General features: G+C 32.9%; 23 protein-coding genes. 3 read left to right on the top strand and 20 right to left on the bottom strand.

Annotation, left to right across the window (positions count from 1 at the left end; genetic code table 11):
• Positions 1-214: 214 nt before the first annotated feature.
• The 20 genes from AP058_RS02455 to AP058_RS02360 all read right to left on the bottom strand — a co-directional run bounded on the left by AP058_RS02455 (position 215) and on the right by AP058_RS02360 (position 20,651).
• A complete protein-coding gene (locus AP058_RS02455) occupies positions 215-1,375 on the bottom strand; it encodes a glycosyltransferase family 4 protein (RefSeq protein WP_066306579.1) in 1,161 nt (386 codons plus the stop codon).
• Between the two features lie 30 nt (positions 1,376-1,405).
• On the bottom strand, positions 1,406-2,833 hold the full coding sequence (locus AP058_RS02450) for a UDP-glycosyltransferase (protein WP_066306578.1): 1,428 nt from the start codon (positions 2,831-2,833) through the stop codon (positions 1,406-1,408).
• Between the two features lie 48 nt (positions 2,834-2,881).
• Entirely contained in the window at positions 2,882-3,478 is a 597-nt protein-coding gene (locus AP058_RS02445; RefSeq protein WP_231739495.1) for a polysaccharide pyruvyl transferase family protein, read from the bottom strand.
• A 224-nt stretch (positions 3,479-3,702) separates the two neighbouring features.
• On the bottom strand, positions 3,703-4,578 hold the full coding sequence (locus tag AP058_RS02440) for an N-acetylneuraminate synthase family protein (protein ID WP_066306576.1): 876 nt from the start codon (positions 4,576-4,578) through the stop codon (positions 3,703-3,705).
• The gene (locus tag AP058_RS02435) at positions 4,571-5,731 is read right to left on the bottom strand and encodes an acylneuraminate cytidylyltransferase (protein ID WP_066306573.1); all 1,161 of its coding nucleotides are present in this window, start codon (positions 5,729-5,731) and stop codon (positions 4,571-4,573) included. The genes AP058_RS02440 and AP058_RS02435 overlap by 8 nt, the downstream gene beginning before the upstream one ends.
• 51 nt (positions 5,732-5,782) lie before the next feature.
• Positions 5,783-6,706 (bottom strand): hypothetical protein, encoded by a 924-nt coding sequence (locus AP058_RS02430; RefSeq protein WP_157492589.1) that lies wholly within the window; start codon positions 6,704-6,706, stop codon positions 5,783-5,785.
• 2 nt (positions 6,707-6,708) lie between these two features.
• Complete coding sequence (locus tag AP058_RS02425; protein ID WP_066306568.1) at positions 6,709-8,145, bottom strand: MBOAT family protein; 1,437 nt, start codon at positions 8,143-8,145, stop codon at positions 6,709-6,711.
• A 1-nt stretch (position 8,146) separates the two neighbouring features.
• Positions 8,147-9,022, bottom strand: a complete 876-nt coding sequence (locus AP058_RS02420; RefSeq protein ID WP_066306566.1) for a glycosyltransferase family 2 protein — start codon at positions 9,020-9,022, stop codon at positions 8,147-8,149.
• Between the two features lie 48 nt (positions 9,023-9,070).
• Positions 9,071-10,204, bottom strand: coding sequence for a glycosyltransferase family 4 protein (locus AP058_RS02415; protein ID WP_066306565.1), 1,134 nt, complete (start codon positions 10,202-10,204; stop codon positions 9,071-9,073).
• Complete coding sequence (locus tag AP058_RS02410) at positions 10,204-11,373, bottom strand: glycosyltransferase family 4 protein (protein WP_082706552.1); 1,170 nt, start codon at positions 11,371-11,373, stop codon at positions 10,204-10,206. The genes AP058_RS02415 and AP058_RS02410 overlap by 1 nt, the downstream gene beginning before the upstream one ends.
• A complete protein-coding gene (locus AP058_RS02405; protein ID WP_066306562.1) occupies positions 11,374-12,150 on the bottom strand; it encodes a glycosyltransferase in 777 nt (258 codons plus the stop codon).
• On the bottom strand, positions 12,150-12,881 hold the full coding sequence (locus AP058_RS02400; RefSeq protein ID WP_082706551.1) for an FkbM family methyltransferase: 732 nt from the start codon (positions 12,879-12,881) through the stop codon (positions 12,150-12,152). Before AP058_RS02400 ends, AP058_RS02405 begins: the two co-directional genes overlap by 1 nt.
• A 267-nt stretch (positions 12,882-13,148) precedes the next feature.
• Positions 13,149-13,928, bottom strand: a complete 780-nt coding sequence (locus AP058_RS02395; RefSeq protein ID WP_066306559.1) for a glycosyltransferase family 2 protein — start codon at positions 13,926-13,928, stop codon at positions 13,149-13,151.
• Positions 13,925-14,788, bottom strand: a complete 864-nt coding sequence (locus AP058_RS02390; RefSeq protein WP_066306556.1) for a glycosyltransferase family A protein — start codon at positions 14,786-14,788, stop codon at positions 13,925-13,927. Before AP058_RS02390 ends, AP058_RS02395 begins: the two co-directional genes overlap by 4 nt.
• Complete coding sequence (locus AP058_RS02385; RefSeq protein WP_082706550.1) at positions 14,785-15,630, bottom strand: glycosyltransferase family 2 protein; 846 nt, start codon at positions 15,628-15,630, stop codon at positions 14,785-14,787. The genes AP058_RS02390 and AP058_RS02385 overlap by 4 nt, the downstream gene beginning before the upstream one ends.
• Positions 15,631-15,696: 66 nt before the next feature.
• Positions 15,697-16,650 carry a glycosyltransferase family 2 protein gene (locus AP058_RS02380; protein ID WP_066306553.1) on the bottom strand — a complete coding sequence of 318 codons (954 nt, stop codon included), beginning with the start codon at positions 16,648-16,650 and terminating at the stop codon, positions 15,697-15,699.
• Positions 16,651-16,656: 6 nt separating this feature from the next.
• The gene (locus AP058_RS02375; protein WP_231739478.1) at positions 16,657-17,277 is read right to left on the bottom strand and encodes an FkbM family methyltransferase; all 621 of its coding nucleotides are present in this window, start codon (positions 17,275-17,277) and stop codon (positions 16,657-16,659) included.
• A gap of 83 nt (positions 17,278-17,360) precedes the next feature.
• Positions 17,361-18,650 carry an ABC transporter ATP-binding protein gene (locus tag AP058_RS02370; RefSeq protein ID WP_066306548.1) on the bottom strand — a complete coding sequence of 430 codons (1,290 nt, stop codon included), beginning with the start codon at positions 18,648-18,650 and terminating at the stop codon, positions 17,361-17,363.
• A gap of 208 nt (positions 18,651-18,858) precedes the next feature.
• Positions 18,859-19,728: an ABC transporter permease gene (locus AP058_RS02365; protein WP_066306544.1), complete on the bottom strand. Its 870-nt coding sequence runs from the start codon at positions 19,726-19,728 to the stop codon at positions 18,859-18,861.
• A gap of 155 nt (positions 19,729-19,883) precedes the next feature.
• Entirely contained in the window at positions 19,884-20,651 is a 768-nt protein-coding gene (locus tag AP058_RS02360) for a hypothetical protein (RefSeq protein ID WP_066306537.1), read from the bottom strand.
• Between the two features lie 1,545 nt (positions 20,652-22,196).
• Between AP058_RS02360 and AP058_RS02350 the strand changes: the two genes are divergently transcribed.
• The 3 genes from AP058_RS02350 to AP058_RS02340 are packed head-to-tail and all read left to right on the top strand — an operon-like array spanning position 22,197 to position 23,606.
• Positions 22,197-22,952 carry a hypothetical protein gene (locus tag AP058_RS02350; protein WP_066306531.1) on the top strand — a complete coding sequence of 252 codons (756 nt, stop codon included), beginning with the start codon at positions 22,197-22,199 and terminating at the stop codon, positions 22,950-22,952.
• Complete coding sequence (locus AP058_RS02345) at positions 22,953-23,366, top strand: DUF5675 family protein (RefSeq protein ID WP_066306529.1); 414 nt, start codon at positions 22,953-22,955, stop codon at positions 23,364-23,366.
• 12 nt (positions 23,367-23,378) lie between these two features.
• Positions 23,379-23,606 (top strand): hypothetical protein, encoded by a 228-nt coding sequence (locus AP058_RS02340; RefSeq protein ID WP_066306527.1) that lies wholly within the window; start codon positions 23,379-23,381, stop codon positions 23,604-23,606.
• Positions 23,607-24,336: the final 730 nt, after the last annotated feature.

Genomic DNA, 24,336 nt, shown 5'->3' with positions numbered 1-24,336 from the left:
CCTACTACCTCGGAATGACATACACAATCTTGTCATCTCGACGAAGGAGAGATCACACTCGTAATTAAGCTCTAAAACCAATAGCGTATGATTCCTCGTACCTCGGAATGACATACACAACCTGTCATCTCGACGAAGGAGAGATCGCACTCGCAATAACGCTGCAAACTTCTCGCGTGCGATTCCTCGTACCTCGGAATGACAAAAAATCACACTAATTCTGGCGGAAAGACAAAATGATTTCCTCATAATACTTAATATTGTGAATGGCTATAGCGTCAATATCAAATTTTTGTTCCACTCTAATTCTAGCGCGTTTGCCTATTTCTAGACACAGCAAATCATTTTTTAGCACATCAATAATTCTTTGTGCATACAAACCATGGTATTCTGGATGTACTAAATAACCACTTTCTTCATCTACAATCAATTCCTTTGCCCAGCCAATATTACTGTTGACTACCGCTTTTTGCATCGCCATAGATTCAATAGTTACCATGCCCAAAGTTTCAGCAAATGTTGGAAACACACAAACATTTGCGTTTTTAATATAATTTTGCACCTCATCATACGCTACTTTTCCTAAGTATTGAATGTGATTTAAATCATCCTTAGGAAATTGTTTGATCAAAAGTTCCCAAGTTGAACTAGATTGCGTCTTTATATCAGCCGCATCGCTTCCTATTAGAACCAAATGTGCATTTGGACATTGTTGGCGCACTTTTGCGAAAATTTCGGAAAGTTCTAAAACTCCTTTTTTTCGTATAATTGTACCCACGTACAAAATCAAACCATTTTCAAATTCGTCGGGTGTTGTATTTTCAAATTGTAGCAAATCTAGTCCGTAGTGAATGGTCTCGATTTTTTTATTTTTTATTTTAAATAATTGTTGAGACAAATTACCCGCAAATGCTGTTGGTGCAACAAAAGCGTTCGCTCCGCTAACAGCTAATTTTTCAAACCAAAAATTTTTTAATTTCTGCTTGCGCTGTTCCAAATGGCAAAAATAAGTATCACTTCCGTGAAAGCGAATTACCAGCGGGACTTTAAACTTCATAAAGGCCGTTATTCCCGTCCAATCTGGCGCTTCTAATATATTTATTTTTTCCAGTGAAACAATTTTATTCACATAAGTTTGAATGTATTTCCGATACAAAAACCATTTGGCAAACCTATATTTTTTATCTGCAATTAAATAAAAATGAACGCCATCTTCTTCAAAAACAACATCTGAACTTTGTCCATAAATAAAAACGGAAACCACTATTTCTTGCTTTACCAAAGCTTTAACCAAGTTATAGACGCTCGTACCTAAGCCTGCAGCATGTCTGACTCTGGGATGTGGATATTCGGGCGTTATAAAACCAATGTGCATTATTTATTCTAATTTACTTATTTTTTTAAACTACGCATTAATCAAATTCTTTTGAAGAATACCACCAATGGCTTTCCATATTTTTTCAGAAGATTCGGCTGGTGTTTTTCCTGCAACTATTTCAAACCATTTTTTACCTTCAGAAACATTTGATAATGTATCATCTAAAACGAATTCAATTTGACGCTCTAAATTCAACTTATCAGTACAAAAAATCGCTGCTTCTGAACTTGGCATACTGCGAAAGTGAACATAGTTATAATTTTGTCCAATATCTCGAATTCCTTTTTCTAACTGGGGTTGCTCATAATTGTAGTAAATACATGGTTTGTTGTGAGCGACAAAATCAAATACAGTCGACGAACATACATTTGTAACAAGTTCTGAGTGGGCACAAATGTTATGAAGCAATTGTAAATCAGCTTTGGTAGGGAAAACTTCGTTCCACTGGTTGCCAAAATTTTGCCACAAAGGATCAATCACAGTTATCAGGTCTTGATTCTGTTCCAAAATATTTTTATAGCGATTTGTCGTATCGACTGGACACTTTCTGTATATAATACCCAAATCATTTCCTTTTGCGCTTAAGGAGCGAACTGCATGGACTAGATCTTCTAGATAATATTGATCTAATGGCGACGTCGTTTCGTCATCTCCTGAAAAACAAATGTACCTTTTAGAAATATCCAAACCATATATCGCAAAAAATTCTGCTTTCGTTTGAAGCAGTGACAAATCATAATGTGGCTCAAACTGCGGAGTTCCGGTCACTATAATTTGATTTTCATTGATAAATGGATAGTACTGCAGCATTTCTCTTTTCATTAAATCACTCCAAACCAAGTAATAGTCTGTCTCTACCAACTGCATTGCTTTGGGAACATTATCCCAAGAATAAACGAATGCTACAGTGGGAATCCCTAAATCTTTTGCGGCCAGAAGTGGTGCAATAGATTGTGTAGCGCGCTGTGTGGTGCAAAAGACCAAATCAGGTTTTTGTTCCTTTAATTGATTTTTGCAGTATTTGTATTTTTTAGTAGATCGTTCTAGCGCATTGATTCGCTTGCGAACTCTTACAATTCCTTTATCTGAACTATTAAAAGAAATTAAAGTCTTTATAAAAAGTGTAAGTAAAATATTTTTTAATCCTTTGTAATTAAAAGGAAACTTATACAAGTGATAAACCGAATCTTTAAATTTTTTTGCAGAAACATTGAGTTCTATGTGCTTTCTTACTCGGCAGAAAATTGCTGTAAGTGGGTGACTTTTTTGGATTTCAATTTTTACTTCTTCATAGCCTAATTCTTGACTCAAAGGAAAAATCGTATTGTTCCAATACACAATTTGGTTGCCGTGTTGTTCGCCAATTTCTTTGAATTTAGTAAACGCAAAATTGCGCAATCCAACACCATCTGGAAAAAAAATAAATATTTTTTTATTCAACCGTTCTTTCGTCATTTATAATCCTTGATAAATAATTCTATTTCAACTCTTTTAAAGCAATGTTTATAAAAATAGACAAACCTCCATCAAACCATTTCTTAAATTTTCTAAAACTTGTTTTTCGGGAAGATTTGGATATTTATTAAAAAGCGCTGCTAATTCAGAATCAGCATAAGGTTTGAGCTGTATGGACGGTTTATAACTTTCTAGAGCAACAGATTCAAAATAATCTTGATACTTAATGTCATCTCCAAAAACTTGATCCGAAAAGCGCTGCCATACTGCAGGAATTCCATAAGCATGTGCCACAATGATTCCATGCAATGAAGATGAAATTATTTTTTCACATTGTAAAAACTCAATAGTTTTGCCTTCTATATCATTTGTCATCATACTAATGACGCAAACGTCTGCTGATTCTAATTTTAAAGCATCGACAAAAACAGCATCATTATAATGGGGAATAATACCCAGACGGTATTTTTTTTCTACTTTAGGATTAAAATAACGTGGCAACAACAAGGCTGGATCACCAAAAATAGCTGGAACTTCATAGCCTTGCGCTAACAAGAACTGACGCGTTTGTGGCCCTCGAACTGCTAAGAACTTTGCTTTTTTGACTGGATAATCCTTGCTTATTATGCCACTTCCCCAAACGATGCATTTGTGATTAACATTGGCTAATATGCTACCAATTGTGACATAAATAGGTGCAAAAAAATCATAAACTGAAAACTTTTTAGGCCAAGCAAAAATTACTTTTTTAGAGCAATTTTTTCTACCAGATATTTCCCAAGCAAATCGCCATAATTCTCGCTTGACTTTCGCTGTATTATTTTTTCATTCCACCAAAACAGTCGGATAGTTTTCATATCAATCTCAAATTACACTTTTTTGTTTTTGAGTTTATCGCGCTGCACCTGTTCTATTGGCAAAATATCTGTTTTTTTGAAAGATAGTGCTTGGTAGACTGCGTTGAGGTCCCGAGTCAATTTTCGCAAACCCATTGGTTCAAGTGATGCCGCATGATCCGTTCCTTTCCAGGTTCTGTCAATAGTATAATGTCTTTCGATGATATTAGCGCCCAATGTAAAAGCGGCAATGTCAACGGCGATTCCCAAATGATGTCCAGAAAATCCAATGTGTTTTACTTTATTTGCGTATTTCTCACTCAGGAGATTAATATCTAACAAGCAAACATCTTCAAAAGGAACTGGATATCCAGAAGTACAATTGTACAATACCAGGTCTTGATTTCTATTTTTTTCAATAAAGAAATTTACTAAATCTTCCGTTTCATTTTTTGTAGTCATGCCAGTCGAAATGTGCAATTCTCCGGTATAATTGTCGCAAAGCCAACTTAGCATCTCATAATTATTATTGCAGGCTGAAGGAATTTTGATAAACTCGGGTTGTAAAGAAGCAATTTCCTTGGCAGATGTGGTGTCCCAAACTGAAGAAGAATAAACTATGCCAATTTCGTCGCAATACTGTTTTAATGTAGTATGTTGCGCGACCGTAAATTCTAAATATTCGCGATGTGCTCCGTACGTTTCTCCGTAAGAATTGGATGCATTAGGATGCGGTGCGTTGTATTGTTCGGCTGTTAATAATTCTCTGTTATTTCTTTTTTGAAACTTAACTGCGTCTGCATTACAGAATATCTTAGCGATTTGTACTAATTCTTTTGCAATGGCCAAATCTCCTTTGTGATTGCACCCTATTTCGGCAATTACGTATGGTTTTTTATAATTAGTCATATCTTTCGTTGTAGGCAATTATTTTATCGCAAGCTTCTCTAATAGCTCCAGCTGCCGATTTTCTAGTTAGTAAGTAATCCGCTTTTTGTTTGATAATCTCGGTTGCATTTGCTGGAGCGAACGACCAGCCCACCGCGCACATGCTTGCCAGATCATTTACATCGTCACCAATGTAGGCAAAACTAGCGAAACTAGTGTTTCTATGAGAGATAAACTGCTGTAAAAACGCATATTTATCTTTAACTCCTAAAAACGTATTTTCAATTTGTAACTTCTTCATGCGCTGTGCAACTAATTCTGAGTTTTCTGACGTCAACACAACAACTTCGACTTCACACTGTCTTAAAATCTCTAAACCCATTCCATCTCGCATGTCGAAAGCTTTGGCCAGTTCGCCTTTTTCAGAATACAGCACTTCACCGTTCGTAAATACGCCGTCCACATCCAATACTAAATAATTAATGCGTTGGTGCTTTTTACTTTTCTTGAGGCGTTTTGCTAATAATTCTTCTACTATTTTCCAATCGGTCATTGAATCAATTTCTACTAAACTGTCTTCTTGCATTTTTACCAATCCAATTTTTCCACTAACCCGATTTTTAGAATTTAAAAAAGCAGCTTTTGATGTTGCATACACCGCTCCGTTTTCAATAAGTAACCCTTCAAAATCTTGTCGTCTTGGTCGATTAAATACATCATAGTTTTGAGATGTTCCGTCAGCATTCCATGTAAAACGGTGGGTATTAACGACCGATAAGGCCGAATCGTTACCGTCACTAGAAACAATTTTTAAAGCTGCATTGATGTCTGCTGCAGTAGTCAGCGGTGAAGTAGCTTGTAACAAGCATAAAACATCAAAATCGTATCCAACAAGTGTAGCAAACTCTAGCATCGTACTTTCAGTAGAAGCTGTATCTGTTGCATGTTCTGAAGAGCGCAATACCGCTTTTACTTTGCTAGACCATTGATACTCTTTTTGTATAAAAGCGATAATATCTGTATCATCTGTAAAAACAAAAACCTCATCAAGTTCAGAAAATATTGCTTCTGACAAAACCCAAAAAAACAAAGGCCTTCCCAACATTTTCTTCTTGTTTTTTCCTGGTATTCCTTTTGAATTCTTTCTAAGGGGAATTATGGCAGTTTTTTTCATTGTTCTTAGGTGTGTAGTTTAATGTCCGCGAATTTAATATTTTGAAAACAATTAGAATAAAGGGCCTATCTCGTTTGTATTAAGTTGGTTTTTTAGCAAGTATATTATTTCATCTGTATATAAAATAGCGCCCTTTTTATTTAAATGGGAGGCATCAGAAAAATAATTTGCATCGATAAAAGAAGGATGAATTTTGGAATAAAAAACAGTGTTCTTATCTACGAGTAAATCATTTACTCGTTTTATAAATACATTATTTTGAATTTGATAATTTGGTGGAACTAAAACGAATAATCTAATATGTTCTTTTTTACAAATGTTTTGAAATTCTTTAAAAGCGGATAATCTATCCGGCAATTCTTTTTCAACATCATATTCTTTTGTTTTTTTATACTTTTTATCAAAATCATCAGCAGTGAAATCTAAAATTATAGTTCCTGCCTTTGTCCAATTATCATATTTAGTAATAGACTTTGGTTCTAAAAGTTGCTCCCAATTCATTCTAGCACAATATAAACCTACAGCAAATGGAGAAATCTCTTTGTGACAAATAAGTTCTTTGGTGATTTCCTGATACTTTACCAAAGGATAGAGTTTATCATACCTAAATTGCAAGGTCTTTTCGGGTAAAAATTCTCGAAAATCATCAACCGTTAGTACTATTATTTTTGGTTTTTTATTGTATTTTAAGACTGATTTTAAAATAAACAGTTGAAAATTAATGTTACACCCCCGATAACCAAGATTAAATGTAGACATTTTTAAGCTATCCTGCATGGCATCACTATAAAGATTATGTTGTGCACGTGAAGAACCAAATATTAAAATATCCTTATTCATTTTGCCTTCCATTATCCGCTCTAATCTTTTATCAAATTCACGATAAGGCAACGTCTTAACCTTCCAATAGAATAACTTATCCACTAGAAAAAACAGCAGCAAAAACAAAAGTAGTTTCTTTATAAAATTTTTCATTTTTAAAATTGAAAGTAAATAAATTGTTGCTCCTCTTTTCCAAAAATAAACAAAAGAGTTAATATCAAAATAATAAATGTCCAACGAAAGGCGCGACTCCCATACTTTTTAAAATTATCTAGTGCAAAGTTTCCTTGTCTTCCTAACCATTCAACAACAATAAAAAATATGATCAAAATGATTAAAAATGTTGGTCTTATTTGAGGCAAACTAATTAATGACTTTGAGAAAATACCATTTATAAAATGAAAAGCAGAAGAAACAGAATCTGCCCTGAAAAATACCCATGCAAAGACCGTTAAAGCAAATGTAGTAAACATTTGAAGGCTTTCTCTCATGCTGGGTAACAATCGATCTTGAGCAATAATATCTAAATTAATTCTATTTTTATTAGTTAAGAGCAAGGGAATAAAGTATAAGGCGTTTAAAAATCCCCAAATCAAAAAAGTCCAATTGGCGCCATGCCAAAAACCGCTTACTAAAAATATAATGAACGTATTTCGAATCTGCATTGCTTTTCCTCCTTTACTACCGCCTAAAGGAATATATAGATAATCCTTGAACCATGAAGAAAGTGAAATGTGCCAACGACGCCAAAATTCGGCTATGTCTCTTGAAAAATAAGGGAAAGCAAAATTTTTGAGCAATTCAATTCCAAATAATTTTGAAACTCCCAAAGCAATATCTGAATACCCCGAAAAATCACCATAGATTTGAAATGTGAAAAATAAAGCTCCAGCTACTAATGTACTTCCTGAATACTGACTTGGATCGTTAAAAATTTCATTAGCAAAACGAGCGCAATTATCCGCAATGACAATTTTCTTAAATAACCCCCACAGAATCTGATACAAACCTGAAACTGCCTGATCGTAATTAAAATTTCTTTTAGCTTTAATTTGCGGTAACAAATGCGTAGCACGCTCAATGGGACCTGCAACTAATAGTGGAAAATAACTGACGAAAACTGCATATTCGACGAAATTTTTCTCTGCTCTTATCCTTTTTTTATAAACATCAATCACATACGATAAACCGTGAAAGGTGTAAAATGATATTCCTACTGGCAAAATAATGTTTAAAGTAAAAACATCTATTGCGTAACCCATTTTTAAAAATAGATTCTGGAAAGAAAGTACAAAAAAATCAAAGTATTTAAAAACGCCCAAAAAAGACAAATTGATTCCTATGGTCCCATAAAACCAAAATTTACGCACAGTAGTATTAGAATTTTTTTCTAGTTGCAGTCCCGAAAAATAATCTAATGCCGTTGAAAATAACAATAAAAATAAAAAACGCCAATCCCAGCAAGAATAAAAGAAATAACTTGCTGCTAGTATTAAAATATTCTGAGCTTTCAATGATTTTTGAAATACAAACCAATACAGTACAAAAATTACTGGGACAAAAATTGCAAAAGGAAAAGAGTTAAAAAGCATATTAGAAAGAGATTCCTTTTAGGGTTTTTAATTTAGAATCAGTTATAAAATCCATTTTTTTTCTACGTTTTAATAGCCTCGGAATATTCCAAATCATGTTACCAATGGCTCTGAAATACAATTTAAAATAAATACTATCTGAAGTCCCATATTTCTTAAAATTGTGACACAAAAGCCTAAGTATTCTAGGGAATGGCTTACGATAATAGACCATATAAATTCTGAAACTGTTTTGAAGTTGTTTTTGAAAACGAAAATAATTTTTTCCTTGTAATTTTCGCTTTTCAATATCTACACGATGATTCACCGCGACTTGATTCGTAAAAAGAATATCATATCCTAAGTTCATTACTTCTATAGAAAGGCAACTTTCCTCGCCATAAATATCAATCCAGTTTGGAAAACCACTTGTTTGATCGTAAATAGTTTTACGAATGGCAAAACCACAGCCAATAAACTCCGTAGTTAGAAATTCTTCTTTTTTAATTCCAATTAGATTTTTTTCTGGTTTTTCAATCAAGCCTTTTATTTCTAAGAAAGCTATAATGCCTAAACTTTGATTTTTATTAAAAAACTGCTTAACTGTTTCTATTGGACTATTAGAAATCAAGTGAGCATCATCATCCAGACCTATGAAAAATTCTCCTTTTGCCTGCTTATATAAAAAATTACGAGATGGAGAAGCGCTAATAGTGTAGGAATTGGAAAACCATCTAATTTGCGGATAATACTCCTTTATTTTTTCAGTTTCTAAGCATCCATCAATGTAAACAAGAATTTCATGTTTAGTAAAATCACATTCCAGTACTAATCGATCAAGCGTAAACTGAAGCTCAGTTGCTCTATTTTTTGTGACGATAAGAAATGAAATTTCCATTTATAGTATATTATAGCACATTCGACTGACTAGTTGAAACAAAAAATTTTACTTTATTTCCTTATATAAAGAAACAATTTTATCCTTTAATTCATTTCGATTATAATTATCCGCAATAAATCTTATATTTTGAATAGCAGCATTTTCTAAAAGTAACTTATCTTCTAAGGAATTCTTTATATGCTTTACAATCTCAGAAATATCATCAGGATTCTCGATTAAATAGCCGTTTACGCCATTCAAGATTATTTCTGCAGTAGCTCCTCCAGGATTCGATTGAATAGGAAACACTCCCATTCCCATAGCTTCTAATAAAGAATTTGGCATCCCGTCAGAACTGCTATTCCCTATATATATCAAACAGGAACCTAATTTTTGGAGTAGAAGCTTATTAGGTATAAAAGAACTTCTTGAAATTACTTCGAGATTTCTTTTCCTAAAATAATTCGAATTTTTTATATAATATTCTACGTTTTGATCCGCACTGAAGATTAAAAAATCGATTGATTTATCTACCTCAATCTTTTCAATTGCTTTTAGAACCGTTAATGCTTTCCCTACGCCATCGTCATAACCTTTTATGCAAATGGTTTTTCTACTAAAAACACGTTTTATAAAAGTGCTATCAATTTCGATGCCTCCATTTCCGGGAAAAACTCCTGAAAAATTAGCATTAAAACCTAAAGCCTTTGCAATTTTAGAATCACGTTCACAATCGGTAATTAAATAATCAACTCTTTTTAAAAATGATCTTATTTCAATATTGCGCACTCCTAGACTTTCATAATCATATAAATCACTCCCCCAAGAAGAATAAACAAAGGGTATTTTGTTTTGTTCGATCACTGAAAAAATAGGCAATCCTGCCAATTTCATTTCGAAACAATGGACGATGTCAGGCTGAAATTCTTTTAAAATTTTTTCAAAAATAACTTCTATTTTATTCGTCGTTACTCTTTCTAAAAAGCGATAGAGTTTAGGATTTTTTTTTTTTAAAGTGTATCGAAAAGGATAATCCCATTTTAATTTCCAACCGTTATATTGCTTTATCCAATTAATTTTGTCTACGAATCCTGCACCATCTGTTACATCAAACCAATGCACATCATAACCACTTTCCCTCAATTGGTTTGCCCATTGAAAAAAATGATGATTGGGAATAGAAACCAAAAGGATTTTCATTATTTTAATAATTGTTGATAGGAATTATTGAACTTTTTGATACTAAAATTTGCATGTGCGTATTTGTTACAGTTGTTTGATATAATTTCTAAAAGAGATCTGTCATTATATATATGAGAGATCGTTTGAATTAAATTATCAATAATTTTCAACTCAACGGTTTCATTAATTAAAAATCCATTTACTCCATGCTGAATATGTTCCGAAATACCCCCAACATTGGTGCTTATAGGTACGCAACCGTAACTCATTCCCTCCATAAAAACCATAGGAAATCCCTCGTAAACTGAAGTTAAAACCAACAGATGCGTTGCAGAATACAAATCATCTAAAATCTTTTTCTCATGAATATCTCCTAAACATACCACATTATGACTTTCTATCTGTTTTTGATTAGGAATTGTTCCACTACCAGCAATAAAAAATGTGAGTCCTTTAAATTTTTCTTTTAATAACTTCGCTGCTTGCAAATAAAGCTCTGGTCTTTTTTCGGCACTCCATCTTCCTATAAAGCTGATATTTAAAGATTCACTATTTTTGGGATGGGTTATTTTTGGAAGTGTTACACCGTTTGAAATAATTTGTACTCGCTCTAAAAGAAAAGATTGGTTAGCTTTTAAATAGTAATTACTAATAATTTCTTTAGCCTTCTTATTTATAACTATTCTTGAATCAATAAGTAAAGCACTTGCAACGACTGTACTTTCTCTATCGTCATTTTCTCTAAAAGCGTGGAACAAATCAATTTTTTTAAAATTATTATTCAAAAAAGGCAATAACTCATAAAAATAATCAGAATTAGCTCCCAAAACCGTCTTTAAAGAAGAACTAGTGTTCATCTGTTCCTCAATAATTTTTTTAAGTAATTTATTTACACAAAAAAATCTTTTACTTAAAATAGGGTTTAATTCTACTATAGTAGCATATTTTGAATAAAAAGGTAACATGCTTTTAGTTGCTGAACCTTTCGTAAAGATGACACAACATTTTTGATAGGAAACTGCTTTAGCAATTTCTGAATGCACCTTTTCTGCTCCGCCAGTATGATAATGTGGGAAAAAGAAAATAATTGTAGAAGATCTAATTTTTTGTTTTTGAAAAAAGTAAAAAAACATTAAGAAAAAACCTCCAACAAAAAAATTACGTAGAAATCTTATTATTCTCTTCATTTATAAACTTTTTATGAAACTGTAATAAATTCTTTTAAAGTAATAGAGATTAAATTCTCTGGTAAAAAATACTGTTTTTACTATTTTTGCTAATGATTTAAAATAATTTCGATTTCTCAAATAATAAAATTCATCATATTCAACCCACGATGCATTCCATAAATGAACTGCATAGGTTCCATCTTCTATATAATTTTTATAATTTTTTAAATCATTTTTTTTATTATTAGGAAAAGGATAAAAATAGGTGACGGGATAGACTACAACATTATTCGCTTGTACAGTATTTTTAAATAAAATATTTCCAAAATGCTTATTATGTGTCCTTGTTATTATGAGTGGTATTGTTATTTCATGAAAATTAGTTGATTCTTCTAAATTTATTTTATCATAGTAAGACAAGCAAGCTTTAATAAAAAAATGATTTTTTTGACATGCGATAATTCCTGCACTAATTAAATTTTCTTGTTCAGCACCAAAAAAACAATCATTTAGCAACAACTTATCTAAAGATTTAATCATCATCATATCTGTATCTAGATAAATTCCACCATGTTGATACAATACTTTTAACCTAACAAAATCAGAAACAAAAGCCCATTTTTTTAATCTATAAGCTTCTTTTACATAAGGATGCATTAAATCTGAATTTGATTCATTCCATTCCACAATTTTATAATCGGGAAGCAATTTTTTCCATGATTTAATACAGGAATTGATTAAGGGAGATTTTTTCTGTTTACCAAACCAACAGTAATGTAATGTTTTTGGAATCATTAAAATAATTTTATTGCTTTAAGATTCACACCTACAGTGTCACCATATTCATTAAACAAATAGTATCCATTGTCTCTCAATAATTCATTAGCAGTAATTTTATCAGAATCACTCAGATTAATATATTCAAATTTTATTATTTTGGGCTTGATTATTGAAAAATCAATCATTCGTAAAATCTCTAGATCAAAACCTTCTGTGTCGCTCTGCAAGTAATCAATCTCCATTATGAACTTATTATCGCTAATGATATTCATTAATGCATCAGCCATAACTTCTTCTTTGATGATGTCCTCACTTTTAATATCTGTTTTTTTATGATGCTCAGAATCTAAAGACGCAATACCTTTTACCCAATCCGGATAATTTGTGATGACACTAGGCTTTATTTTGTAAATATAAGTTTTCTTAATTGTTGGATGAACTGCTATATTAATCGCAAATATTTCAGGATATTCAGAATAATTTTTTAATAATTCATCATAATATTCCTTTATTGGTTCGATAACTAATCCTTGCGATTCTCTACAAACAACAAATTCATATAGAAAATCAAAACTAACTCCATCATTAGCTCCAATCTGAATAAATTTAAAATTTGATTTCTCTTCAAAATTAATTTCTAACATTTTCTTAGATGATAAAAGCTTAGAATGGTTGCCAAAATACTTTCGGACTTTATTTTCTACTTTTCGGATAAGAAGAAATATTTTATTGAGTTGAAATATCATAATTTATCAATTAATTTAGCTGTTTATTAATTTTAACAATATGAATAAAAAGCGCTTATTAATAAATTATTATTTCTTTAACATTAAAATTCGAAATACAATTTTTTCTTTTTTTATTCATTAATTTTTTATTATCAATTGTATTAACCAAATTTGGCTGGAAGGAAATAATCAATTATTGTATTATTTGTGTGTTTTCTATTCATAAATTATCAGTACAAATATGTTTAATTTAAACCACAGTTAGTAATGATTTTTTTTTAAAATTTAAAATCTTTCTGGTTTATTAAAAATAAATTTTAACAAAAAGATGAGTCTTCTAAAAATATACCATATCTCTACAAAAATATGTCTTACTAAGAAACATATAGACGCTAAAAATCCTTTAATAGCTTTTAACAAATAAACATCCTGATGCCACAATTGATAATTACCAATTACATCATTCTTGAACCGAAAGAAATTTTGTTTTGCTGTTCGTTTTATTTCATAATGAAAAATTGCAGGGACAAATTCAATTTCGTATCCATTTTGTAAAACTCTTTTAGACCATTCTTTATCCTCAAAAGTACATACATCTTCTTTAAAAGGATATTGCTCCCAAACCTTTTTACTGAACGCAGAACCCGAAAAAATTAAGCCTGATCTATTAGGGTCTGCTTTAGCAGAAATTTGATTAATATAATTGCGATAATCATTTGTGCTGTGCAAGCAACGTAATCCTGCGAGATTAGTGTTTGAATAAAATTTTTCTTTTATTAGTTTAAAAAAATCATGACTGACTGGATATGAATGAGCGCTAAACATAACGACAATTGGATTTTTCGCTTCGCTGGCCGCTAGGTTAGCACTTTGTCCATAACTAAATTTTTCAATCGTTACAAATCGAGCTGCGTATTGGTTGGTAATTTCGCTACTATTATCAGTAGAAAGATTATCAATCACTATCACTTCATTAATATCGTCAGCATACCTTTCTGTTAAGTTTTTCAACAAAAAAGACAAGGCAGCTGCCTGATTCTTATTTCTTATTACAACCGAAATCATCCTTTATTTTTTGAACTTGAGAATAAATTAGAAATAAATCTAATAGGCATCAGCAACATTTTACCTATCTTATATTCTAATGAATATCTAATTTCTATTTTACCCAAACGATGCGTTTTTATATAATAAAAAAGTACTTCGGCTGTATTGTCAAAGTGTTTGATGTAAAGTTCTTGGTGCTTTCGAAAAATGTATTCCATGTTAGCTTCAGCATGCTTATTAATTGTATCTACTAACATAGAATTTTTAGCTTTTCGATAGTAGAATAAAAATTTTGGTACGATGAAAAATTGCCACCCCCGTTTAGTAACATTTAACCAAAACTCCCAGTCTTCGAAACCTTTTTTCATATTTTCGTCATAACCTCCAACTTCTTCCCAGCATTTTTTACGATACAATGAAGTTGCAACTAAATGATTTTGAAATAGTAGATCTTCATAAGTTCTACCAGATGGTTTTAGTTCATTAATAAAATTGTTTCTATCATTTATAAAAAACTTGCTGTAACAGGAAATAATGGCCAATTGCTTATTATTATCCAACTCAGGAACTAGCCTACTTAGAAAATTAATATCAATATAATCATCCGAATCGAGCGGTAAAATATAATCACCTTCACTAATGCCAATTCCAGAATTTCTAGCACTAGATAAACCACCATTTTCCTTATAAATATATTTAAAACGAATGTCTTTCTGTATCCATTTTTGAGCAACTAAAGCAGTGTTATCAGGACTTCCGTCATTTACTATAATGCATTCCCAATTGCTATAAGTCTGCTCAATTACCGATTGCAAGCACTCCTCCAAAAAATGAGACTGCTTGTAGCAAGGAACTACTATCGAAACTAAAATACTCATTTTTTAAATATTTTTTTTACCAATCGGATGGGTTTTAGCAAATTAAAACCAATCGTGAATTCTGCACTACGCTTAATTTTACGGACCGTTTTTCTAAACATAGAATTTTGTCTGAGTAATTCTAAGACATAAAATCCGATGTGTTCTTCATATACCTCTTTGTGTTTTGCATAAATATACTTGCGAAGTTCGTAGTCATGATTGAGTAATGCTTTTTGATCTCGGGAAGTTTTTTTAATTCTGTAATGCGATAAAACTTCATTAATAATATAAATAGATCCTCCTTGCTTTAAAATTGAAATCCAAAATTCCCAGTCTTCATAACCATCCTTCATTTTTACATCAAAACCACCGGTGGCTTCCCATGAACATTTTCTAAACATAGAATTGGCTCTACTGCTGTTCATTATGATAAAATCTTTTACCTGACCGCCCAAAGGCTTCACTATTTCTAATGTATTGCTTTGTTTAAAAACACGACAGTAACTACTTACTGCTAGAATATCAGGATTGCCATTTAATACAGCAATTGATTTTTCAATGAAGGTCTGTTCAAAATAATCATCAGCATCCAAGTTTACGATATATGGTGTGATAGCTAAGCTAATAGCCAAATTGCGCGCAGCGCTTACACCTTTGTTCTCTTGATAAACGATTTGCAACAACGGATGCACATGGCTTTGTAAAACATTTTTTGTTTGAGCGTCGGAGCCATCGTCAATTACTATAATTTTATCTGGCAATAATGTTTGCTCATATATTGACTTTAAAGCTCTACCAATGTATTCTCCATCATTATAACAAGGGATTACAACAGTTACATTACTTACTCGATTTATCAATTTATTTTATCTAAATTAAATTTTTTCACAAAACAATAATTTCACTATCTCAATTTTAAAAATCCTTTATCCTTTTTCATACAAGAATGGAAAAAGCATTTTCCTAAATCTAACGACAGGAAAATATTTAATACTTAAAATTGAAAACATCAATTGTGGTTGCGGGAAGAAGAATTTTGCCCACCCTTTTATATCTGTCATCAAATTATTTTGTTGTTTGTATTTCAGCATCCAAATCCATTTCAGTAAGTCATCTACAATACTGTAATTGATATTGTTCTTACTACACCATATGGCAAGCACTTCATGCATCTTAATAGTGTAAACTTGATATAAATCCTCGTTGTTAAAGATATTTTCATCATGGATACCACGTATGGCAACAGCTTGATTTATTATCCCAGTATATAAGCGGCATTTGAGAGCCATTTTCCAAAACATTTCTGAATCTTCCGCTACTACTAATTCTTCATTAAATAAACCTACATTTTCAAATATACTCCTTTTAACTGTCAAACCATTGATATGAAAGTTCCCACATCTTCCATATAATAAATTTTGAAATAAATCTTCAGGTGCAACTTGTTTAGTCACGGTATAAAGCTGATGCATTTCTAATTCTCGTTCTGTGGCCTTTCTATAAAAATAAAAACCGACAGCATTGTAAACGCCATCGCAATTAGGTTTATCTAGAAATAATTTCATATCTGCATTAAACCTATTTTCTAAAAAGTAATCGTCTGCATCGAGAAAAGCAATATATTTAGATGTAGCTTTTTGAATTCCTAAGTTCCTACTTGCGGAGCGTCCTCTATTATTTTTATTTTCATGATTTACAATTAGTAATCTCTCGTCGAATTTTTGAAATTTTTCAATGATTAATAATGAACTATCGGTACTTCCATCATTTACGACAACCACTTGTGCTACATGCTTTTGTTGTAAAGCAGATTTTATAGCTTTTTCAATAAAGCGTTCACAATTATAAACTGGTATGATTACTGTTACTGTAAAATTCATAATTTTTTATAATTTAAAAATAAAGGTGTTTACAGTTCTAGAAAAAAGTTTATATCCTTTAGACGTTAAATATATATAAATTTCATGATCTTGTACGTCGATTATTGATGCTACATTTAATATCTCGATTAAAATGACTAATGGTTTAAACCTTTGCCAATCGTTAGAATGTAAAACGTCTAAATCTAAACCTTCTACGTCGATGCTCATAAAATCAATTTGTTCGCTATTTCTCAATGAGTTTTCTAATACATCAGATAATTTCTTAGTTTCAATTTCTTTTTTTTCAATAACCCTAAAATATTTATCATTATCATACAACTTAACTACTGTCTCATCGAAAGTATTTAAAGCTAAATCATTGAAAATATAAAAACACAAAATCTCCTTTTCTTCTGAAATTGCAGCTTCAATATTAAAATCTCTTGGTCTCCACTTATTAAAAAGATCCATGCTGCCTGGCATTGCATCGATATTCACACCACGCCATCCCTTTAAATAAAACTTGAAAGTATTTGAATAGCGGTAGGGATGGTGTGCACCAACATCAACATAAATACCCCAATTCTTACCTTCAAATAACCTTTCTAATATTAAATCTTCACCCTCTTGTGAAAATGATTTCACATCAAAAAATGAATAAACTGGCCTGACACACTCAGATAGAAATACCGCAATTCTACTTGGTATTAAATAACTAATTACTTTTTTTAATATTCTTTTGAACTCCATTCTCCTTTTATCAAAAAATTAGCATTATCCGTATATCCTTTACGTCCTGTTCTGTAAAAATCTCCCATTTCGACATCAATCGTTCCTAAAATATTTTGTGGCCAGTCTAATTCAATTTCATTTGAAACTATTCGTCCCATAACTTGAATTCTCCCAGGTGCAAAATTAAATTCATTCAATTTGCATTTAACCACTAAATATTCTTGGTTTTGAGCGTCAAATTTTTCATTTTGAAACGAACTATATAAAACTGTAAGTAAATTTCCGTAAGAATCGTGGAATGAAAAACCTAAATCAATATTATTCCACGTCTTATCTTGTATTTTCAATATAAACACCAGAAAAACATCTTCTCCAGAAATGGCTTTGTCTATTATTTTTTCTGAATTGTTTTCTAAATAAAACCTTGAAAAAATAACATCTCCTGTTCCTCTTCGTGCTTTAATATTTTCTACATCCAAATTTTTAAAATCTTGACTAACTGCATACTTATCGATTGCTTCACAAACATTACCCTCAAAAACCACTTTCCCATTCTCCAAAACAATCCCCCTCGTACACAAACTTTTAACTGCCGCCATATTATGACTTACAAACAAAACAGTTCTTCCTTCTCCTTTAGAAATATTTTGCATCTTTCCAATGGCTTTCTTTTGAAATTCGGCATCACCAACTGCTAAAACCTCATCGATAACCAAAATTTCGGGTTCGAGAAAAGCCGCAACGGCAAAAGCTAGTCTTACGGTCATACCTGAACTGTATCTTTTTACGGGAGTGTCGATGTAGCGCTGACAACCCGAGAAATCAATAATTTCTTCCAGTTTTGAGGTGATTTCTTTCTTGGTCATTCCAAGTATGGCTCCGTTTAGATAGACATTCTCACGACCGGTTAGCTCTGGATTAAAACCAGTACCAACTTCTAGCAAAGAAGCAATACGTCCCCGTGACTTGATACTTCCCTTTGTTGGTGCGGTTACTTTGGATAAAATTTTCAAGAGTGTGGATTTTCCAGCGCCATTTTTACCAATAATTCCTAAAACTTCCCCTCGCTTCACCTCAAAATTAATATCTTGAAGTGCCCATACATAATCACTTTCTCCTTTTGTACTTCGGTCATTGGTTTCGCCAATTTTAAGATAGGGGTCTTCTTTACCACGAATTTTATGCCACCATCTGTTGAAATCATGACTTAAAGTTCCGGTGCCTACTTGCCCCAAACGGTATTGTTTGGAGATGTTCTCAGCTTTTAATATAATGTCTTTACTCATTTGTTTTTGGTCCTTCCCTCAGCCTCCTGCGAAGGACGAGGAGTTGTGATTTATACCTAATTTCACCTTTTGTTCTATTAATTCAAACAAATTAAAATATTCTTTTCCAATTAAATCAAATCGTTCCTGCTCCCCTCCTTCGGAGGGGTTGGGGGAGGATTACCTCAATGCGTCTTGCTCCCCTCCTTCGGAGGGGCTGGGGGAGGAATTACACCGTATCAATAAAACTCTTCTCAGTTCTATTGAATAACAATAGACCAGCAAAAAATACAACTAAAGTTATAATTAGAGTATATAGCAATCCTAGTAATGAAACTTCCCCTACATTTAATAGCATGTACCGTGCGGTTTCAATAATGTACGCAAGCGGATTATATTGCACTAACCAGCCATAACTGGGTAGTTTCTCTTTTATCAATTCCATCGGATACATTACTGCCGAAAGATACATTAGTAACTGCACACCAAAACCTATTAAGTAACTAAAATCGCGGTATTTAGTGACCATTGATGAAATCATCATTCCGAGTCCTAGCCCTAATATTCCCATCATTACAATTAGTAAAGGAAAAAATAGTGTTAAACTGTTAAAGCCAATTGCTGCGCCTTTGAAGTAGTAAAAGATATAAAATGCGATGAATATAAAAAATTGTATCCCAAACTTCAGCAAGTTGGAAATTACCACAGAGAGTGGCGTAATTATTCGTGGGAAATATACTTTTCCAAATATTCCAGCGTTGGCTCGAAAGGTATCCGACGTGCCAGATAAGCAGGCTGTAAAATAATTCCAAACTGTTATGCCGGCTAAATTAAATAAAAATGGAGGTACCGTTCCAGTATCAATTCCGGCAACATTGTTGAAAATAATGGTAAAAGTAATGGAGGTAAACAATGGCTGAATCAAATACCACAATGGTCCCAAAACCGTTTGTTTGTAAACAGTCACCACATCTCTCTTGACAAAAAGCATTAATAAATCGCGGTACTGCCAAACTTCTTGCAGGTTTAAAGAAAAGAACTTGTTTTTTGGTGTTATTTCAAACAACCAAGGATCATTGTCAGACGGGCTATGGGGCATAAAAAATAAATTCTTTTTTAAATTTTAAAAAATATAGGAGATGAGTAAATAGAATTAAGTGTTTCGCAGAAGGTTTACAAGTAAATTGCAATCAAGTAACTCCTAAAAACACTTCATTACTCGCTCACAACTATTCACTTCGCACTAATTGCCAATCACTTCCCTCCAAAAGACAAACAGCCAATTAAAGAAGTGGTATTAAACTTATTGTGCAAGACCTTCACTTTGCCGTAAGCAGCAGTGTAACTAAATTTGAAATGAATGTAGCACAACCACAAATCCTGTTCTTGGGGAGCATTGATTTTAAAATCCAGAACAACCTCTTCAGTACGATTCGAGACAACAATCGAATTGCTGTAATGTGTTTCATGGGTATCGCCCAAACAATTCCAATTGGCTACAGCGAGCTGTATTTCCACCTGTGTAGACAATTCTGGCCAGTCGATGGCAATACTAGGGCTAATAACTTTCAAATTCAACTGCAAACTTTTCCAATCAAAAGTGAGCTCTTCTCGCAATACAGCAGACAAAGGTCGTCGACTATTGCCTTCAAATCCAATTAAAAAACCAAGGCCAGTTGGAGTTTGCAGTCCAACATATATGTGCCTGCTTCCAATAGGATTTATAGCATCCTCTTTTAAAATAGCCTGTAACAATCCAATGCAACGACCAAAGGTAGAAGCTTCTTGAGCATAAGTATAAAAAGGTTGTACAAGTAATTTAAAGCGCTTCGCTTTCCTAGAGCAAAGTCCAAATTCAGTACTTTGCTGTCTAATTCGATCAAAAATAGGATTCTCCTTAAATTGTTGTTTCGTAATTCCTGTCTTACCACACATACGAACGATAGTACCGTCAGCAGTCTCATAAAAAGTCAAATCGTCGAGCTTTCCCGTAATTTTAAAAGGCCCAATTAATTTTGCCATCTTTTATAAGTTAAGTAAAAATAAATCTAATATAATACTATTTTCAATAGGATGAAGAGCTAAAAGTGCTGTACTCTAATTCGCAAGTAATAAGTCTTCAATAACAGTATTCCTTAAGCAATACGTGCAGCGCATTACAAATAACGTACGCACTATTCACTGCTCTATTTATTCATATGCTACAGTGCGTAACACACACTAATTATTTATAATCACTAATTAAACAAGCCTACGGCATCCCCACCAACACTTTCTAAGCATTAATCAGTGAACATCAACTAGCAAAATTTAACTAATTTACTGCCAAGTCTATACAGAATTCTAAAAAAACTAGCAATGGCAAAAATAGATAATTAATCCACTTTAACCCTCTGTTTTGTATAAATCGTTTGCCCTAATAGAGTGGTTGAAAGAGAAATCCACTTAAAAACAGAACTTCCAATCAATTACTATACACTCTAAACAGCAAATACAGAAACTTACAGTTTTAATAGTGCTTTTTAAAAAATAAAAGTCGCCTCTCGAAATTGGATCTTCAAAGAAGCAATCTTGAAGCTAGAGCATAAGTAAAGATACATCTCAAATAAAAGTCGATTAAAAGCAAATTAACACCCTGAGCTCTTACTATAACTACATTCCTTCAATTACTGAACTAGTTGTTGAACAGGTTAGAATAAAGTGTAAAAAAGTAATGGGTGAACCATCACATTTTTTAACCCACAATCAGCGGCTGTACCAGTTCTAAATTTAAGCCCGTGTACAAACAAAATTCTTCAATGCTTACGAATTGATGTTCTTGTTTTCCCAAGTTCTTTTTTATAGCAATCAAGAGTAATCGCGCGTAACGATAACTCTTACCAGTAATACGCTGAACATCTTTAGGGTAAATACATACTCTCTTCAGTTCTGCCTTCATAAACGTCCATCTGAGACCAAGATTCTACTTTTATAAAAAGAAAAAAGAATTTCATTGGCCACTCAAATATAATAAAATTAACAAGTTAAAACGTATTAATAAAAGCAAACAAACAACTCTACTTGCCAATTCTCACTGCGCACTAATCCAATACTTAATACTTAATACTTACTAGTTAATAATTAACAATAACTTCTTAATACTTACTACTTAATCCTTTAGACTCAATACTTCAATAATTGAAATACTTAATCCTTACTAGTTAATCCTTAACAATTAACAATTACTGCGTAATACTTACTATTTAATAATTAACAATTACTTCTTAATACTTACTACTTAATAATTAACAATTAATAATTACTTCTTAACACTTAACAATTAATAATTACTTCTTAATACTTAACAATTAATAATTAACAATTACCTCTTACTGCTCATTCAAAACTAGGCAAATACGACCATTATAGTCCTTTATGGTCTGTTACGAACCCTACCACTTTGATTTTAAATTAAATAGCGAAAGATTTGTACTATAAATCCGCTTTTAGATGCATCGAAATTGGCTTTATCAGGTTTGAAAAAATGTACCTAACATTTTATACTTCATAAATTAACACTTAGAAATTATGGCGCAACAAAAAGGGATTATCAAATTAAGAGGTACTATCGGAGATATTACTTTTTACAAAACAAAAGACGGTCACTTAGCTCGCGAAAAAGGCGGAATCGATGCCAAAAGAATGGCTACTGATCCAGCCTTTCAACGTACTAGAGAAAATGGAGCTGAATTTGGCAGAGCCGGTAAAGCAGGAAAAATATTGCGATCATCGATACGCACCTTGCTTTTAAATGCTGCAGACAGCAGAATGGTCAGCCGATTGACACAATCTATGATCAAAGTAATTCAGGCAGACCTCATCAGCATAAGAGGTTTACGCAACGTTATTGACGGCGAAGCCGAACTGTTAGCGGGATTTGAATTCAACATAAAAAGTACCTTGGGATCCACCTTATTTGCCGAATACACCAAAACCATCAACCGAGTGACAGGCGAAATTTCAATAACCATTGCACCATTTGTACCGGCAAACATGATAGCTGCTCCCTCTGGAACAACCCATTTTAAAATTATTTCAGCAGGAACAGAAGTAGATTTTGAAGCAGAAACATTCGTTTCTGCAAACAATGAAACGGCCACTTTGCCGTGGAACATGCTACCTACTGTCGCAATCAGCCACATCAATGCAGTAACTGCAAACAGTACCAAACCACTATTTCTTGCTGTGGGTATAGAATTCTTTCAGGAGGTCAATGGCCAGTTCTATGCGTTAAAAAATGGGTCGTACAATCCACTAGCCTTGGTAGCTGTAAGCGGACTATAAATGATTCTAGTCTTAAACCGAATCTATTTCCCTGAAGGAACAAACGGAACATTGGTATATAAAGGAAAAACCATCTGCCATACCATCGAATTGCCTTGGAAAGCAAATCGACCCCAAATTTCTTGTATTCCTGAAGGGGAATATTTCATAGTGAAGCGGTACAGCACAAAATTTGGCTGGCATCTAGAACTAGTAGAGGTACCCAATAGAAGTCTAATCTTAATCCATCCAGCAAATAATGCCGCACTGCAACTCCGCGGTTGTATAGCACCAGTCAGTCAACTTGCTGCTCCTGGTCAAGGTCGTAAATCTCGACTAGCAATGCAACAACTTACGGCTATAGTATTTCGAGAACTCGACGCTAAAGAGAGCGTTTTACTCCTTATTCAATCACAATCCAAAGTAGAAAATTAAAACCCAAAAATTATGAATGCAATCAAAAGAGCACAAGCTCCCACACCAAAATTTTTCAAAACCCTTCGCGCAATTGGCTTACTGCTGGCAGCCATTGGCAGTGCTGTTTTTGCAGCCCCCATAGCATTGCCCGCAGCCATAATAACACTCGGCGGCTATTTGGCCGTAGCAGGCGGTGTGGTATCTGCGGTAAGCCAGCTCACTGTCGAATTAAAATCAGCGGAGAATGCAGTCGAGTAACCATTCGCTCGTCGCAACGGCAAGTGGTACTTTTTTAAGTATAGTCCCAAATTTAAACTCAGAGGACATTCTAAAAACTGTAGCACTAGCTAGTATAGGGGCAATAGTTAGTTTCGGTATCTCCATACTACTAAAAATACTGTTTCGAAAGACAAGAAAATAAAACTATTCCCACCGAGAACTTTCCGCAAAGAGTCCAGACCCCTAGTCTGGACTCTTTTTATTATAAAACAAAGTCTTTCGTTGCACAAACTCCACTAAACGTGACCCTAAGCAATTTTCAATAATAAAAAAATTTAAAATAAAAAAGATTATTCTTACATTTTATTATATATTTATAATAGGATATTGCATTTTTTCTAAAAAAGATTTAGACTACACTCGCACTCGATAGCGCGGATTTGCAACTCGATAGCGCGGATTTGCAACGTGATAGCGCGGATTTGCAATCCGTGCCCATCATAAACATAAATACATGTCAACAAAAAAAAAAGTATTTCCCAGTAAACGATAGCGGGAATGTGCAACTCGATAGCGCGGATTTGCAATCAGTGCCCATCATAAACATAAACTCGATAGCGCGGATTTGCAATCCGTGCCCACCATAAACATAAATATATGTCAAAAAAAAAGCACTTCCCAGTAAACGATAGCGCGAATGTGCAACTCGATAGGGCGAATGTGCAACTCGATAGCGCGGATTTGCAATCCGTGCCCATCATAAACATAA

Source organism: Flavobacterium sp. TAB 87 (genome assembly GCF_001529295.1).
Lineage (GTDB): Bacteria > Bacteroidota > Bacteroidia > Flavobacteriales > Flavobacteriaceae > Flavobacterium.
This window is presented reverse-complemented; position numbering and strand designations above follow the sequence as displayed.